Consider the following 15347-nt stretch of genomic DNA (forward strand, 5'->3'; position numbering starts at 1 on the left):
AACCTCACCCCCCGAGAGGATCCGGTCGCAGCCCGCCGATGAAGAGCTGTTCCAGAAACCGCGCCGCATCCTCGAAGCGCCCTTCGCCCGAATGTTCCTGCCCCAGCACGGCACGCACCTGAACGTCGAAATCGGCGTAATGCTGCGTCGTCGACCAGATGGAGAAGATCAGGTGGTAGGGATCGCATTTGACGATCTTGCCTGATTTCGCCCAGGCCCGGATGACCTCCGCCTTCTCGTCGACCAGTTCCTTCAGCGGCCCCTTCAACTCGTCCTCGATATGCGGCGCACCCTGCAGCACCTCATTCGCGAAAAGCCGGCTCTCGCGGGGAAAATCGCGTGCCATCTCCAGCTTGCGGCGGATGTAGCTGCGGATTTCCGCCTCCGGATTGCCTTCGGCGTTAAAGGCCCGCAGCGGCTCCAGCCAAGTGTAGAGCACCCGGTCGATCAGCGCCCGGTGCATGGCTTCCTTGGTGCGGAAATAATAGAGCAGGTTGGGTTTCGACATGCCGGCCACTTCCGCGATCTGGTCGATGGTCGAGCCACGGAAACCGCTTGCCGAAAACACGTCGAGGGCCGCTTCCAGGATCTGCTCTTCCTTCTCCTCCTGGATTCGCGTCCGCCTCAGGGTTTTCGCTGCTCTCGGTATGGTCACAGGCTGTTATTTCCCCTTGAAATTCAACTTCTTCGCTCAAGTTTTTCTGGAAGCGATGCCCCGCCGCCTTCTTGAGCAACTGCCCGTATTTTTATCGGCAATTTTCGTGATTTTCGTCTTGAGCCCGGCTGTGGAAGTTGTAATGTTTACCAATCGGTCAAATTATCCGCCAGATGTAAAACAAAGGCAACTGGCGATTTTCCGGCGCTCGACAAAACCAATAAGGGGGCGCAGGAAAGGACCACGGGAACAGGCGGGCATGCCCTTTGCATGACTGCCGCAAACAGGTGAGGGCATACGAAATGGTGGCAGCACCAGGCGAGAACATGCGCGTCAATGGCGACCGCCTCTGGGACAGTCTCATGGACATGGCGAAGATCGGCCCCGGCATAGCCGGCGGCAACAACCGCCAGACGCTGACGGACGCCGATGCGCAGGGCCGCAGCCTTTTCAAAAAATGGTGCGACGATGCCGGTTTGACCATGGGTGTCGACCGCATGGGCACGATGTTCGCCACCCGCCCCGGCACCGATCCCGATGCCTTGCCCGTCTATGTCGGCTCACATCTCGACACCCAGCCGACCGGCGGCAAATATGACGGTGTGCTCGGCGTGCTTGCGGCTCTCGAAGTCGTGCGCACCATGAACGATCTCGGCATCAAGACCAAACATCCGATCGTCGTGACCAATTGGACGAATGAGGAAGGCGCGCGTTTTGCCCCCGCCATGCTGGCGTCAGGCGTCTTCGCCGGGGTGCACAGCCTGGACTTTGCCTATAATCGCAGGGACCCCGAGGGCAATCTGTTCGGCGACGAACTGAAGCGCATCGGCTGGGTCGGCGACGAAGAGGTCGGCGCGCGCAAGATGCACGCCTATTTCGAATATCACATCGAGCAGGGACCGATCCTCGAAGCCGAGGAAAAGCAGATCGGCGTCGTCACCCATTGCCAGGGCCTCTGGTGGCTGGAATTCACGCTGACCGGCAAGGAAGCCCACACCGGATCGACGCCGATGAACCTGCGTGTCAATGCCGGCCTCGCCATGGCCCGCATCCTGGAGATGGTCCAGGGCGTGGCGATGGGCGAACAGCCAGGCGCCGTCGGCGGCGTCGGCCAGGTATTCTTCTCGCCAAACTCCCGCAATGTGCTGCCCGGCAAGGTGGTCTTCACCGTCGACATCCGCTCGCCCGACAAGGAGAAGCTCGACCGCATGCGGGCAAAGATCGAGGCGAAAACGCCTGAGATCACCGATGCACTCGGCGTCGGCTGTTCCATCGAGGCGATCGGCCACTTCGAGCCGATCACCTTCGATCCGAAACTGGTCACGTCGGTGCGCGACGCCGCCGAGCGGCTCGGCTACAGCCACATGAACATCATCTCCGGCGCCGGCCACGACGCCTGCTGGGCCGCCCAGGTCGCGCCTGCAACGATGGTCATGTGCCCCTGCGTCGGCGGCCTCTCGCACAATGAGGCGGAAGAGATCTCCAAGGAATGGGCGATGGCGGGAGCCGATGTGCTGTTTCATGCCGTGGTGGAAACGGCGGAGATCGTGGTGTGAGCGCAACCGAAGCGGTGGTCGTCATGGATGGCACTCGACTGGTCGGGCATGATAAATTTCATGACGGCTTCGCCGAGACGTTCGGCTTTCCTGACTTCTACGGTCGCAACATGGACGCCTGGATCGACTGTATGAGCTGTCTCGACGACTCCGATGCTGGGATGTCGAAACTGACCATCGAGCCAGGAAAAGCTCTGACCGTTCGGATCAACAATTATCTGCATTTCAAGGATGCGGCGCCGCAACAGTGGGTCGACCTGATGGAATGCGCAGCGTTCGTGAATTGGCGCCGCACTGAAAAGGGCCGCGGCGCAGTCCTGGCTTTAGCGTTTTACGATTGAGGATATGATCATGACCACAGTCATCAAGAACGGCACCATCGTCACCGCCGACCTGACCTATAAGGCTGACGTGAAAATCGACGGCGGCAAGATCATCGAGATTGGTCCGAACCTCTCAGGCGACGAAACGCTGGATGCGACCGGCTGTTATATCATGCCCGGCGGCATCGATCCCCACACCCATCTCGAAATGCCCTTCATGGGCACTTACTCCTCCGACGATTTCGAGAGCGGCACGCGCGCCGCCCTTTCCGGCGGCACGACCATGGTGGTCGATTTCGCCCTGCCCGCCCCCGGCCAGTCGCTGCTTGAGGCGCTGACCATGTGGGACAACAAATCGACCCGCGCCAATTGCGACTATTCCTTCCACATGGCGGTCACCTGGTGGAGCGAGCAGGTCTTCAAGGAGATGGAGACCATCGTCCGCGACAAGGGCATCAACACCTTCAAACACTTCATGGCCTACAAGGGCGCGCTGATGGTGGACGATGACGAGATGTTCGCGTCGTTCCAACGCTGCGCCGAACTCGGCGCCCTGCCGCTGGTGCACGCTGAAAACGGCGACGTCGTCGCCTCGATGTCGTCAAAGCTGCTGGCCGAGGGCAATAACGGCCCCGAGGCGCATGCCTATTCCCGGCCCGCCGAAGTGGAAGGTGAGGCCACCAACCGCGCCATCATGATCGCCGACATGGCCGGCTGCCCGGTCTATATCGTCCATACCTCCTGCGAACAGGCGCACGAGGCGATCCGCCGCGCCCGCGCCAAAGGCATGCGTGTCTATGGCGAACCACTGATCCAGCACCTGACGCTCGACGAGAGCGAATATTCAAATCCCGACTGGGATCATGCCGCCCGCCGGGTGATGTCGCCGCCCTTCCGCAACAAGCAGCATCAGGATTCACTCTGGGCAGGCCTTGCCTCCGGCTCGCTGCAGGTGGTCGCCACCGACCATTGCGCCTTCACCACGGCGCAGAAGCGTTTCGGCGTCGGTGATTTCACCAAGATCCCGAACGGCACCGGCGGCCTCGAAGACCGCATGCCGATGCTGTGGACGCATGGCGTCAACACCGGCCGGCTGACGATGAACGAATTCGTCGCCGTCACCTCGACCAACATCGCCAAGATCCTCAACATCTATCCGAAGAAGGGCGCGATCCTTGTCGGCGCCGATGCCGACATCGTCGTCTGGGACCCCAAACGTTCCAAGACCATTTCGTCCAAGGCCCAGCAGTCGGCGATCGACTACAACGTCTTCGAAGGCAAGGAAGTGACCGGCCTGCCGCGCTATACGCTGACGCGCGGCGTCGTCGCGATCGAGGAAGGTGCGATCAAGACCCGCGAGGGTCACGGCGAATTCGTCAGGCGCGAGCCGGTCACGGCTGTCAGCAAGGCGCTTTCCCAGTGGAAGGATATCACTGCACCGCGCAAGGTGACGCGTAGCGGCATTCCGGCAAGCGGCGTATGACGATGGCGTATGACGATACGGCCATCAACCGAGGACCGCTGCCTCTATGCCAATGACCTCACGCCGGCACCAAAGCGTCCAACTCCGGCAGAAGCACGACGCTTTCCTGCTCGTTCGGATCGGTGCGCGCGATGATCGCCGTGCACGGCGTGCTGCTGAGGTTCGCCGGCAGGTGTGGCACACCCGCTGGGATATAGAACAACTCGCCGGCATGGACGATGACGTGATGTTCCAGTTCGTCTCCGTACCAGGTATGCGCCTCGCCGGAGAGCATGTAGATCGCCGTCTCGTGCGCCTCGTGCAGATGCGCCTTGGCGCGCACGCCGGGCGGGATCGTCAACAGATGCATGCAGATGCCCTTGGCGCCGACCGTTTCGGCGGCGATGCCTGCGAAATAGCTCAGCCCCTGCTTGCCGTCATAGGCATGATTGGGGCGAACGATATGGCAGGTGGGCTTTGATGTCACGTCCATCCTCATCCTCCATGGAGTGTGTCGTCGATAAAACCGGCGGTAATAATAGCACGCAAACCGCGTTCCCGCGGCGAAAACAAGACTGGTCGCATTGATGCAAGCACCCTCCGTCGTATCCGCCAAGGATCTCTGTCTCACCTACCAGGCCAACGATGGCCCGGTGAGCGCACTGAGCAATGTCAATCTCGATGTCCGCAAGGGCGATTTCGTCTCTTTCATCGGCCCGTCGGGCTGCGGCAAGACCACCTTCCTGCGTGTCATCGCCGATCTCGAGAAGAGCACCTCGGGCGAGATCTCGATTAACGGCATGACACCGGAGGAGGCGCGCAAGGCCCGCGCCTACGGCTATGTCTTCCAGGCGCCGGCGCTCTATCCCTGGCGCACCATCGAAAACAACATCGCCCTGCCCTTGGAGATCATGGGGTATTCCGGCGCTGACCGGACGCGGCGCATCGCCGAAGCGCTCGATCTCGTCAGTCTTTCGGGCTTCGAGAAGAAATTCCCCTGGCAGCTATCCGGCGGCATGCAGCAGCGCGCCTCGATCGCCCGAGCGCTCGCCTTCGACGCCGACCTGCTGCTGATGGACGAGCCCTTCGGCGCCCTGGACGAGATCGTCCGCGACCATCTGAACGAAGAACTGCTGAAACTCTGGACCCGCACCAACAAGACGATCTGCTTCGTCACTCATTCCATCCCCGAGGCGGTCTACCTCTCGACCAAGATCGTGGTCATGTCTCCACGCCCGGGCCGCGTGACCGATGTGATCGACTCGACCCTGCCGGCCGAACGCCCGCTCGACATCCGCGAAACCCCCGAGTTCCTGGAGATTGCCCACCGCGTCCGCGAAGGGTTGAGGACGGGGCACGCATGAGGAGCGGGAGCGTGCGCCCTGGGGCCACCCCCCTCTGCCCTACCGGGCATCTCCCCCACAAGGGGGGAGATCGATATGCTGCACCGGCTTCCCCAAACAAGGATCGCCGTTCCGTTCGCTGCAGAGCTAACACGGAGCGAGGCGCTACCCTCCTGCCGATCTCCCCCCTTGTGGGGGAGATGCCCGGCAGGGCAGAGGGGGGTGGCTGCGCGTTCGACGCCAACCAATGGGGGCAGTCGCTGTGAAACCCGACACCTTCAAGGACAAGATCGTCCCCGTCACCACAATCCTGCTGGCGCTCGTCGTCATCTGGTATATCGCCGCCATCCTCATGAACGCGCCGTTCCAGCGCGACATGGACGGCCGCGCCGGCGTTACACCTACGACCCTCGAATTCATCGGCAAGACTCTGGCGCAGCCGAAGCCGATCCTGCCGGCGCCGCATCAGGTGGCGCAGAACGTCTACGAGAACACCTTCCTGCGCAGCCTTTCGAGCAATCGCAGCCTCGTCTATCACAGCTGGGTAACGCTCTCCTCCACCCTGCTCGGCTTCGGCTTCGGCATGCTGCTCGGCATCCTTCTCGCCGTGCTGATCGTCCATAACCGCGCCATGGACCGCTCGCTGATGCCGTGGCTGGTGGCGAGCCAGACCATACCGATCCTCGCCATCGCGCCGATGATCGTGATCATCTCCTATAACGTGCTGACCGGCGACAATGCCGTTGCACATCTCCTCAATCTCGATTCCGACGCCTCCCGGCTCGTGTCGAAGGCGCTGATCTCCACCTACCTCTCCTTCTTTCCGGTCGCCGTCGGCATGGTGAAAGGGTTGCGTTCACCTGAGATCATGCATCTCGACCTGATGCGCACCTATTATGCCAGCCCGATGCAGACTTTCTGGAAGCTGCGTGTTCCAGCCTCGATCCCTTTCCTCTTCACCTCGATGAAGGTCGCGATCGCCGCCAGCCTCGTCGGCGCCATCGTCGGCGAGCTGCCGACGGGTGCCGTCGCCGGTATCGGCTCGAAGCTGCTCGCCGGCTCCTATTACAGCCAGACCATCGATATCTGGGCCGCCCTCGTCGCCGGATCGCTGCTGGCGGGCATCCTGGTTGCGATTGTCGGCGTCGCGGCGAAGATCGTCGACCGCGCCATGGGCGGGAGGCCGGCATGAGACATCTGACCTTCTCCTGGCAAGCCATGGTCGCCCTCCTCCTCTGCATCGGGGCACTGACGGCCTTGCCGCTTCTGGGCGAGGGCGCGGCGCGCCCCCTCACTGACGGCACGGCAAGCCTCATTTTCATCATCGTCATCGCGGCTGCCCTGCTGTCTCTAGCGCCGCAGCCGCCGGCCTATCGTGCCACCGTGCTGTTTATCGGCGCGCATGGCGCCGCCTGGATGCTGCTTTCCGCTCTTTCCGGCAACGAGGGCACGGCGACGCGGGCTTTCTTCTTGCTGCTCTTCGCCTGCTGGCTGCTTGCCTGGCGATGCGTCACCGAGCTGTCGAAACTGCAGCCCGTCACTACTTCCGGCAAGTCGGCGCTCCAGCTTCTGATTCCGGCGATTTTCGGCGCCTGGATCCTCATTCTCTGGGAGGCGGTCACGCGTGGCGCCGGCGTTCCCTTCATCCTGCTGCCGCCGCCGAGCGCCATCGGCGCGCGGTTCATGGCATCGCTGCCGATCCTCGGCGCGGACGTCAGGCAGACGATCTTCAAGGCAGTGCTGATCGGTTATATCGCCGGCTGCCTCAGTGGCTTCGTCGTAGCGGTGCTGGCCGACCGCATCGCCTTCCTGCGCCGCGGCCTTCTGCCGATCGGCAACATGGTTTCGGCCCTGCCGATCATCGGCGTCGCCCCTGTCATGGTCATGTGGTTCGGCTTCGACTGGCCGTCGAAGGCCGCCGTCGTCATCATCATGACCTTCTTCCCGATGCTGGTGAATACCGTAGCCGGCCTTGCCGCCTCCGGCAGCATGGAGCGTGACCTGATGCGCACCTATGCCTCCGGCTATTGGCAGACGCTGCTGAAGCTCAGGCTTCCGGCGGCAATGCCCTTCATATTCAACGCACTGAAGATCAACTCGACGCTGGCGCTGATTGGTGCCATCGTTGCGGAATTCTTCGGGACGCCGATCGTCGGCATGGGCTTCCGTATCTCCACCGAGATCGGCCGCATGAATGTCGACATGGTCTGGGCGGAAATCGCCGTCGCGGCGCTGGCCGGCTCGATCTTCTATGGCATCATCGCCCTGACCGAACGGGCGGTGACGTTCTGGCATCCGTCTATCCGTGGTGGCTAGGCGCGCACGGGCTCCAGAAACGGGTCCGGGCATAACTTCAGAGGGTAAGGATAAGAAAATGAGAAAGTTGATGGTTGCAATGATGGCGAGCGCGATGTCGCTTGCATCGGCCCATGCGATGGCCGCCGACAAGGTGGTGCTGCAGCTGAAATGGGTGACGCAGAGCCAGTTCGGCGGTTATTACGTCGCCAAGGAAAAGGGCTTCTATAAGGAGGAGGGCCTCGACGTCGACATCAAGCCGGGCGGCCCTGATATCGCCCCCGAGCAGGTGATCGCCGGCGGCGGCGCCGATGTCATCGTAGACTGGATGGGCGGTGCCCTGGTTGCCCGCGAAAAGGGCGTTCCGCTCGTCAACATCGCCCAGCCCTATCAGAAGGCGGGCCTGGAAATGGTCTGCCGCAAGGACGGCCCGATCAAGACCGAAGCCGACTTCAAGGGCCACACGCTCGGCGTCTGGTTCTTCGGCAACGAGTATCCCTTCTTCGCCTGGATGAACAAGCTCGGCCTGTCCACAGAAGGCGGTCCGAACGGCGTCACCGTGTTGAAGCAGAGCTTCGATGTGCAGCCGCTTGTCCAGAAGCAGGCCGACTGCATCTCTGTCATGACCTATAACGAATATTGGCAGGCGATCGATGCCGGCTTCAAGCCGGAAGAACTGACGGTCTTCAACTACACGGAAATGGGCAACGACCTTCTTGAAGACGGCCTCTATGCGATGGAAGACAAGCTGAAAGATCCGGCCTTCAAGGAGAAGATGGTCAAGTTCGTCCGCGCATCGATGAAGGGCTGGAAATATGCCACCGAGAATCCCGACGAAGCCGCCGAGATCGTCATGGATAATGGCGGCCAGGACGACAACCATCAGAAGCGCATGATGGGCGAAGTCGCCAAGCTGGTCGGCGACAGCTCCGGCAAGCTGGACGAGGCGCTCTATGCCCGCACGGCAAAGGCGCTGCTCGACCAGAAGATCATAAGCAAGGAGCCGTCGGGCGCCTGGACGCACGATATCACCGACGCCGCTTCCAAGTAGTTTCGGCAGGATTGCGAAGCGAAACGCGCGGGAGATTTCCGCGCGTTTCGTCATTTTCTGGAGCATGATGGCAAAAACTGTCCGCGGTATTCGGACGACATTCTCTATCTATTTGATTTGGATGCTGATTCAGATTTCCGGTCAGTCGGCCTACATCATCTGCATCCAGCAACCGAAAAAAATGCCTTGCAACTGTCGCATTTTTCGGGCGTCAAACGTCTTAGGGATGAGGCGCGATCAATCTTCGTAATGTTGACATAACCTTGCGGTGATTGATTGACGTCGGAATGGTAATTATTATTGCCTAATGGGGAATTGTTTTCTGCCGGACTTGTAGATCGAGCAAATCGATACCACCTACAAGCCGAATTTGCCGGCGAGGGATGAAGGCGGCAAAGGATCGGCGGATACCTCTGAGAATGCAGGAAGGGCAGTGGCCTGATCGCGCGCTGAGTGGCAGACGCTCGAGTTCGGCCAACCTTATCATAAGATTGGACGAAGACGCATGGTACGTAAGCCGACTGGAATTCTAGGCGCCTCTACTCTTTTTGCAGCGGCACTTGCTGCATCCACCGCATTTTCGCAGGAAGCGCCGGTCGCAAAACCGCAGCAGAACCTGCCGGCGATCGTCGTCACCACTGCGGTGAACCGCACCCTCGTCGACCGTGTCATTGGCACCGGAACGGTCAAGCCCGTCGAAGAAGTCTATATCCAGCCGCAGGTCGAAGGCCTCTCGATCCGCACGCTGAAAGCCGATATCGGCGACAAGGTTCAGGCCGAAAGCACGTTGGCGACGCTCAACGATGACGCAGTGGTCCTGGAAAAGAGCCAGATGATGGCGACGAAGGCCAAGGGCGAGGCAAGCCTCGCCCAGCTGCGCGCCCAGCTCATCGAGGCGCAGGCCAATGCCGAACAGGCAAGGCAGCAGCAGGCCCGCGCCCAGGAAATGGTCAAGAAGGGCACGGTTTCCACCGCCCAGGTCGAACAGGCCGATGCGACCGCCGCCGCAGCCAATGCCCGCGTCGTCTCCGCCGAACAGGCGATCGAGGTCTCCGAAGCGGATCTCAAGGTCTTCGACAGCCAGATCGCCGATGCGGATTTGAAGCTGGCGCGCACCGACGTGAAGACGCCGGTCGCCGGCACGGTCTCGGCGAAGAACGCCAAGGTCGGCGCCATTGCCGCCGGCAACGGCGATCCGCTGTTCACCATCATCCGCGACGGTGATATCGAGCTTGTCGCTGAGGTCGCTGAAAGCGATGTCGTCAGGATCATGGCCGGCCAAAAGGCGACGATTTCGCTTTCCGGCAGCCGTGAGAAGCTTTCCGGCGCCGTACGCCTGGTTTCGCCGACCGTCGATCCGGTCACCCGCCTTGGCCTCGTCCATATCTCCATCGATGATGACAGCAAGGCGCGTTCAGGCATGTATGGCAGCGCCGAGATCATCGTGCGCGAGACTGAAGGCGTAGCGCTTCCCCTGACCGCTGTACTCACCGGGAACGAAGGCTCCTCCGCCCGCAAGGTCGAGGACGGCGTGGTGAAATTCGCCAAGATCGAGACCGGCATTCAGGACGGCGCCTATGTCGAGGTCATCGATGGATTGAAGACCGGCGACGAGGTCGTGGCCAAGGCGGGCGCTTACGTCCGCGACGGCGACCACATCACGCCGGTGCGTGAACAGCCCCCGGCTTCCAACTAAAGAGACCATCCGATGAATTTTTCAGCCTGGTCCATCCGAAATCCCATTGCACCACTGCTGGCCTTCTGCCTGTTGGTGTTCATCGGCATGCAGTCCTTCAACGCGCTGCCGATCACGCGTTTTCCGAACATCGACGTGCCGCTCGTTTCGATCAACGTGACGCAGAGCGGCGCTTCGCCGGCCGAGCTCGAAATGCAGGTGACGAAGGAGATCGAAGACGCGGTGGCCTCCATCACCGGCATCGACGAAATCCAGTCGACGGTGACCGACGGCAGCTCGCAGACCGTCGTCATGTTCCGGATGGAAGTGCCGACCGAACAAGCCGTGCAGGACACCAAGGATGCGATCGACCGCATCCGCAGCGATCTGCCGGCTACGGCCGAAGCACCAATCGTCTCCAAGGTCGATGTCGAGGGACAGGCGATCCAGACTTTCGCCGTTTCCTCGCCTGCCATGTCGCTGGAAGAACTTTCGTGGTTCGTCGACGATACGATCAAGCGTTCGCTGCAGGGCCAGGCCGGCATCGGCCGTGTCGACCGTTACGGCGGCGCCGAGCGCGAAGTGCGCATCGAACTTACCCCTGACAAGCTCAATGCCTACGGCATCACCGCCGCGAGCGTGAACCAGCAGCTGCGCGGCACCAACATCGACCTCGGCTCAGGCCGCGGCCAGGTGGCGGGAAGCGAACAGGCCATCCGTGTTCTCGGCGACGCCCGCAACGTCGCCGACCTCGCCAACACGACGATCGGCCTGCCGAACGGCCGCTTCGTCAAACTATCCGATCTCGGCGTCATCAAGGACACCTATGAGGAGCCGAAATCCTTCTCGCGCTTCAACGATACGCCAGTCGTTACCTTCGGCGTTTTCCGCTCCAAGGGCGCCAGCGAGGTCAGCGTCGCCGAAACCGTGGCGCAGAACCTCGACAAGGTGCGGACCGAAAATCCGAATGTGAAGATCGAACTGATCGACGATTCGGTCTATTTCACCTACGGCAACTACGAGGCCGCCATCCATACGCTCCTCGAAGGCGCGCTGCTCGCCGTCATCGTCGTCTTCCTGTTCCTGAGGAACTGGCGCGCGACGCTGATTTCGGCAATCGCCCTACCCTTGTCCGCGATCCCGACCTTCTGGATCATGGACATGATGGGCTTCTCCCTGAACCTCGTCAGCTTCCTCGCTCTGACGCTCGCCACCGGTATCCTTGTCGACGATGCGATCGTCGAAATCGAAAACATCGCCCGCCACATCAAGATGGGCAAGACGCCCTATCGAGCGGCGATCGAGGCGGCTGATGAAATCGGCCTTGCCGTCATCGCCACCACTTTCACCATCATCGCCGTTTTCGTGCCCGTTTCCTTCATGCCGGGCATCCCGGGCCAGTACTTCATCCAGTTCGGTCTGACCGTCGCCTTCTCCGTCTTCTTCTCGCTGATGGTCGCGCGACTGATCACCCCGATGATGGCCGCTTATCTGATGCGCGCCGAAGACGCCATGGAAGACCATCACGACAATGATGGCCTGCTGATGCGGGGATACACCCGTCTCATACGTGGCACCACCGGACGCTGGTACACGCGTTATGCGACGCTGATTGTCGCGTTCGCTTTCCTGGTCGGCTCCGTTTTGTTGCTGATGCAGGTTCCCGGCAGCTTCCTGCCGCCGGAAGATGCCTCACGCATCGTTCTCTCCGTCGAGCTGCCGCCCAATGCACGCCTTGACGACACCGAGAAGACGACGGATGCGATCTATGACAGGGTCAAGGACATCTACGGCGTCGATAGCGTCTTCGTCCTCGGTGGCGCATCGCCGAAGGGCGATCTCGAACTGCGCCGTGCGACCATCACGCTGGCACTCGACAAGCTCGACCAATCGCTGGTCAAGAAGATGGTCAACGACGTGATCGGCCGTATCCCCGTCATTGGCCCGAAACTGCCGAAGGTGGAGGTCCACGGGCGTGAACGCCCGCAGTGGGATATCGAAAAGGAAGTCTTCGCCAAGCTGCGTGATATTCCCGACGTCCGGATCCTGAAGCTCAATGACCGCGGCGAACGCGACCTCTCCTTCAACTTCCTTTCCAAGAACGACAAGGACCTGAACGACGCCGTCGGTATTCTGGAATCCAAGCTGCGCGCCGATCCGCTGCTTGCCAATGTCAGCGCCGACGGCTCCCTTCCCCGTCCGGAACTGCAGGTTCACCCGCGCATGGATGAGGCGGCCCGCCTCGGCATTACGCCGCAGCAGATCTCCGAGACGATCCGCGTCGCCACCATCGGCGATGTCGATGCCGCCCTTGCCAAGATCTCGCTCGACGATCGCCAGATCCCGATCCGCGTCCAGGCCGCACTCGACATGCGTCGCGATCTCGCGGCCATCCGGACATTGAAGATCCAGACCGCCAGCGGCGGCACCGTTCCGCTCGCGAGCGTCGCCAATATCGACTATTCGGAAGGCGTAAGCTCGATCAAGCGCAACAACCGCTACCGCGTCGTCTCGATCGGTTCCGACCTGCCGCAGGGCGTAGCACTCGACACGGCTTCGGCCCGCTTCCGTCAGATCGTCAACGACGCCAATATCCCGGCCACGGTGCACCTTGCCGAAAGCGGCGACACCAAGGTGCAAAGCGAGATGCAGCAGAGTTTCGTCAACGCCATGTTGATGGGCCTGCTGTTGGTGCTGACGGTGCTGATCCTGCTCTTCAAGGACGTGATCCAGCCCTTCACCATCCTGTTCTCACTGCCGCTCGCCATTGGCGGCGTCGCAGCCGGCCTGATCCTCACCAGCAATCCGCTGTCGATGCCTGTCATGATCGGCATCCTGATGCTGATGGGTGTCGTCACCAAGAACGCGATCCTGCTCGTCGATTTCGCAATCGAGATGCGCCATCAGGGCATGCCGCGCGTCGAGGCCATGGTCGAAGCCGGCCGCAAGCGCGCCCGGCCGATCATCATGACCTCGATCGCCATGTCGGCGGGCATGCTGCCTTCCGCGCTTGGTGTCGGCGAAGGCGGCTCGTTCCGCGCGCCGATGGCGATCGCGGTGATCGGCGGCATCATCGTCTCGACCGTGCTCTCGCTCGTCGTCGTGCCCTCCTTCTTCTTGATCATGGACGACCTGTCCCGCCTGCTCGGCTGGGCTTTCGGCCGCCTGGTCGGCAGGAAGGACGAGGAGGAGCTGCCGCTGTCGCGCGAGGATCTCACCCGTGTCACTCGGGAGAACCGAAGCGAGATCGACTCGCTGGAGGAGCGCCTGACCGCAATCGAAAAGCCGGAAGGCAAACGCAAGAGCGCCAAGGGCAACGACACCAACGTGCTGCGCCTGCCGCCCTTCGCGGCGGAATAAGCAAGACCCAGGAAAGGAACGGGCGGGGAGCGATCTCCCGGCCCGTTTCGTTTTTTGGTCATGTCTGACGATTGACCGAAATCAAATCCACCGCCATCTCCCTCCCGTATTTTGCCTGGCATGCACGTGGAATTGGAAAGACCGGCCATATGAGGAGACCGGGAGATGAACAGGACGCTGACATTCAACGGCCATGAGGCCGCTGTGCTCGCCAAGGCCGCCTTCATGGCCGGGCTCGACCACAACGAGGCTGAAGCCCTGCGCGCCTGCGCCACCGTTCGCCTCTGCGACCCGCACGACGTTCTCTTCGAGGAGGGCGACAAGGCGGCCTATTTCTATTGCGTACTCAGCGGTTATGTCAGGCTCTATCGCCACAACGGCGACGGCAGGCAGGCCGATATCCGCATCTGCGAGCCCGGCGACGGCTTCGCGGAATGCCTGATCCACGCCGACGAAACCTATCGCACCGGCGCGCAGGCGATGGATCATGCCGTGCTGGCATGCTTCCGCATTCCCAAGGTCCGGCTGTTGCTGGAGGAGCGGCCGCGGATCGGCAAGGCGATCATGCGCAGCCTGTCACTGCATCTGATCTCGACGATGGAATGCCTGGCAAGCGACCGGATGCAGACCGCGCCGCAGCGCGTTGCGCATTATCTGCTGACCCACTGTGCCGGGAACGGTGCGGCCGGTTCGCTGCGGTTGCCCTTTCCGAAAAACCTGCTTGCCCGCAAGCTTGGCCTCGCACCGGAGGCGCTCTCACGCGCCTTCTCGACGCTGAAAACGAAAGGTGTCACGGTGCGCGGCCGGGCGATCGCCATCAGCGACGTCAACCTGCTGCGGCAGGTCTGACCGCCAAAATCATCCCGCTTTAGAGCAATTCCAGCAAAAGTGCGTAGCGGTTTTGCGTCCGGAATTGCGTGAAAACAAAGAGATAGAGCATTTCCGTGATTCGGAGAAAAACGGAATGCTCTAGAGCCCGCCCTGCTCCCTGAGGAAGCTGACGATCGAACTGACGCCGTCGCCGCGCTTCATGTCGGAGAAGACGAAGGGGCGGCTCGCACGCATGCGCGTCGCATCCCGGTCCATGACCTCGAGATCGGCGCCGACATAGGGCGCCAGATCCTTCTTGTTGATGACAAGCAGGTCCGATCGGGTGATGCCGGGGCCTCCCTTGCGCGGGATTTCCTCGCCCTGGCAAACCGAGATGACATAGATGGTGATATCGGCAAGATCGGGCGAAAAGGTCGCCGCCAGATTGTCGCCACCGGATTCGATGAAGACAACGTCGAGATCGGGGATTCGCTGGTTGAGGCCGGCGATCGCCTGCAAATTGATCGTCGCATCCTCGCGGATGGCGGTATGCGGGCAGCCGCCCGTCTCGACGCCGACGATGCGGTCCGACGTCAATGCTTGCATCCGCACCAGCGCCTCGGCATCCTCTGTCGTGTAGATATCGTTGGTGACAACGGCGACGGAATAGTCGTCGCGCATCGCCTTGCAGAGCTTTTCGGTCAGCGCCGTCTTGCCCGAGCCGACCGGCCCGCCGATGCCGACACGCAAAGGTCCGTTTCTTGATTTCATATGCCTTACTCCAATCGAACCCCGATGATAACGAAGCCGCCCGCCC

14 protein-coding genes are annotated in these 15347 nt (G+C 61.5%); 11 read left to right on the forward strand and 3 right to left on the reverse strand.

The genetic code is table 11. From position 1 onward, the window contains the following. Window positions 1–4: 4 nt before the first annotated feature. On the reverse strand, window positions 5–655 hold the full coding sequence (locus AC25BC_RS16650; protein WP_128438253.1) for a TetR family transcriptional regulator C-terminal domain-containing protein: 651 nt from the start codon (window positions 653–655) through the stop codon (window positions 5–7). Between the two features lie 16 nt (window positions 656–671). Here AC25BC_RS16650 and AC25BC_RS16655 point away from each other — a divergent pair, with 16 nt between their 5' ends. Genes AC25BC_RS16655 through hydA form a run of 4 tightly spaced genes read left to right on the forward strand, consistent with a single transcriptional unit; the run spans window position 672 to window position 4017 of the window. Beyond that, entirely contained in the window at window positions 672–929 is a 258-nt protein-coding gene (locus tag AC25BC_RS16655) for a hypothetical protein (protein WP_128438254.1), read from the forward strand. A 28-nt stretch (window positions 930–957) separates the two neighbouring features. Further along, window positions 958–2211 (forward strand): Zn-dependent hydrolase, encoded by a 1254-nt coding sequence (locus AC25BC_RS16660; protein ID WP_128438255.1) that lies wholly within the window; start codon window positions 958–960, stop codon window positions 2209–2211. Then, window positions 2208–2552: a barstar family protein gene (locus AC25BC_RS16665; protein ID WP_128438256.1), complete on the forward strand. Its 345-nt coding sequence runs from the start codon at window positions 2208–2210 to the stop codon at window positions 2550–2552. The genes AC25BC_RS16660 and AC25BC_RS16665 overlap by 4 nt, the downstream gene beginning before the upstream one ends. Window positions 2553–2562: 10 nt before the next feature. Then, entirely contained in the window at window positions 2563–4017 is a 1455-nt protein-coding gene (gene hydA / locus AC25BC_RS16670) for a dihydropyrimidinase (protein ID WP_128438257.1), read from the forward strand. A gap of 58 nt (window positions 4018–4075) precedes the next feature. Here the strand turns inward: hydA and AC25BC_RS16675 are convergent, their stop codons facing one another. Next, window positions 4076–4489: a cupin domain-containing protein gene (locus tag AC25BC_RS16675; RefSeq protein ID WP_012758672.1), complete on the reverse strand. Its 414-nt coding sequence runs from the start codon at window positions 4487–4489 to the stop codon at window positions 4076–4078. Window positions 4490–4583: 94 nt separating this feature from the next. Here AC25BC_RS16675 and AC25BC_RS16680 point away from each other — a divergent pair, with 94 nt between their 5' ends. The 7 genes from AC25BC_RS16680 to AC25BC_RS16710 all read left to right on the forward strand — a co-directional run bounded on the left by AC25BC_RS16680 (window position 4584) and on the right by AC25BC_RS16710 (window position 14569). Continuing rightward, a complete protein-coding gene (locus AC25BC_RS16680; RefSeq protein ID WP_020397631.1) occupies window positions 4584–5360 on the forward strand; it encodes an ABC transporter ATP-binding protein in 777 nt (258 codons plus the stop codon). Window positions 5361–5601: 241 nt separating this feature from the next. Further along, window positions 5602–6531, forward strand: coding sequence for an ABC transporter permease (locus AC25BC_RS16685; RefSeq protein WP_012758674.1), 930 nt, complete (start codon window positions 5602–5604; stop codon window positions 6529–6531). Further along, entirely contained in the window at window positions 6528–7655 is a 1128-nt protein-coding gene (locus AC25BC_RS16690) for an ABC transporter permease (protein ID WP_012758675.1), read from the forward strand. The genes AC25BC_RS16685 and AC25BC_RS16690 overlap by 4 nt, the downstream gene beginning before the upstream one ends. A 58-nt stretch (window positions 7656–7713) precedes the next feature. Then, entirely contained in the window at window positions 7714–8685 is a 972-nt protein-coding gene (locus AC25BC_RS16695) for an ABC transporter substrate-binding protein (protein WP_003561937.1), read from the forward strand. Window positions 8686–9190: 505 nt separating this feature from the next. Beyond that, complete coding sequence (locus AC25BC_RS16700) at window positions 9191–10381, forward strand: efflux RND transporter periplasmic adaptor subunit (RefSeq protein WP_113546107.1); 1191 nt, start codon at window positions 9191–9193, stop codon at window positions 10379–10381. A gap of 12 nt (window positions 10382–10393) precedes the next feature. Next, window positions 10394–13720 (forward strand): efflux RND transporter permease subunit, encoded by a 3327-nt coding sequence (locus AC25BC_RS16705; RefSeq protein ID WP_128438258.1) that lies wholly within the window; start codon window positions 10394–10396, stop codon window positions 13718–13720. A 165-nt stretch (window positions 13721–13885) separates the two neighbouring features. After that, a complete protein-coding gene (locus tag AC25BC_RS16710; protein WP_012758678.1) occupies window positions 13886–14569 on the forward strand; it encodes a Crp/Fnr family transcriptional regulator in 684 nt (227 codons plus the stop codon). Between the two features lie 120 nt (window positions 14570–14689). Here AC25BC_RS16710 and ureG read toward each other — a convergent pair whose 3' ends face one another. Next, window positions 14690–15301 (reverse strand): urease accessory protein UreG, encoded by a 612-nt coding sequence (ureG, locus tag AC25BC_RS16715; RefSeq protein WP_003542294.1) that lies wholly within the window; start codon window positions 15299–15301, stop codon window positions 14690–14692. Window positions 15302–15347: the final 46 nt, after the last annotated feature.

Source organism: Rhizobium sp. WSM409, from assembly GCF_057653825.1.

What these genes read in the sequence shown, in the direction of transcription:
- AC25BC_RS16660 (WP_128438255.1), top strand. Translation starts at nt 958, where the DNA reads ATGGTGGCAGCACCAGGCGAGAACATGCGCGTCAATGGCGACCGCCTC.
- hydA (WP_128438257.1), top strand. Translation starts at nt 2,563, where the DNA reads ATGACCACAGTCATCAAGAACGGCACCATCGTCACCGCCGACCTGACC.
- AC25BC_RS16675 (WP_012758672.1), bottom strand. Translation starts at nt 4,489, where the DNA reads ATGGACGTGACATCAAAGCCCACCTGCCATATCGTTCGCCCCAATCAT.
- AC25BC_RS16680 (WP_020397631.1), top strand. Translation starts at nt 4,584, where the DNA reads ATGCAAGCACCCTCCGTCGTATCCGCCAAGGATCTCTGTCTCACCTAC.
- AC25BC_RS16690 (WP_012758675.1), top strand. Translation starts at nt 6,528, where the DNA reads ATGAGACATCTGACCTTCTCCTGGCAAGCCATGGTCGCCCTCCTCCTC.
- AC25BC_RS16695 (WP_003561937.1), top strand. Translation starts at nt 7,714, where the DNA reads ATGAGAAAGTTGATGGTTGCAATGATGGCGAGCGCGATGTCGCTTGCA.
- AC25BC_RS16700 (WP_113546107.1), top strand. Translation starts at nt 9,191, where the DNA reads ATGGTACGTAAGCCGACTGGAATTCTAGGCGCCTCTACTCTTTTTGCA.
- AC25BC_RS16705 (WP_128438258.1), top strand. Translation starts at nt 10,394, where the DNA reads ATGAATTTTTCAGCCTGGTCCATCCGAAATCCCATTGCACCACTGCTG.
- AC25BC_RS16710 (WP_012758678.1), top strand. Translation starts at nt 13,886, where the DNA reads ATGAACAGGACGCTGACATTCAACGGCCATGAGGCCGCTGTGCTCGCC.
- ureG (WP_003542294.1), bottom strand. Translation starts at nt 15,301, where the DNA reads ATGAAATCAAGAAACGGACCTTTGCGTGTCGGCATCGGCGGGCCGGTC.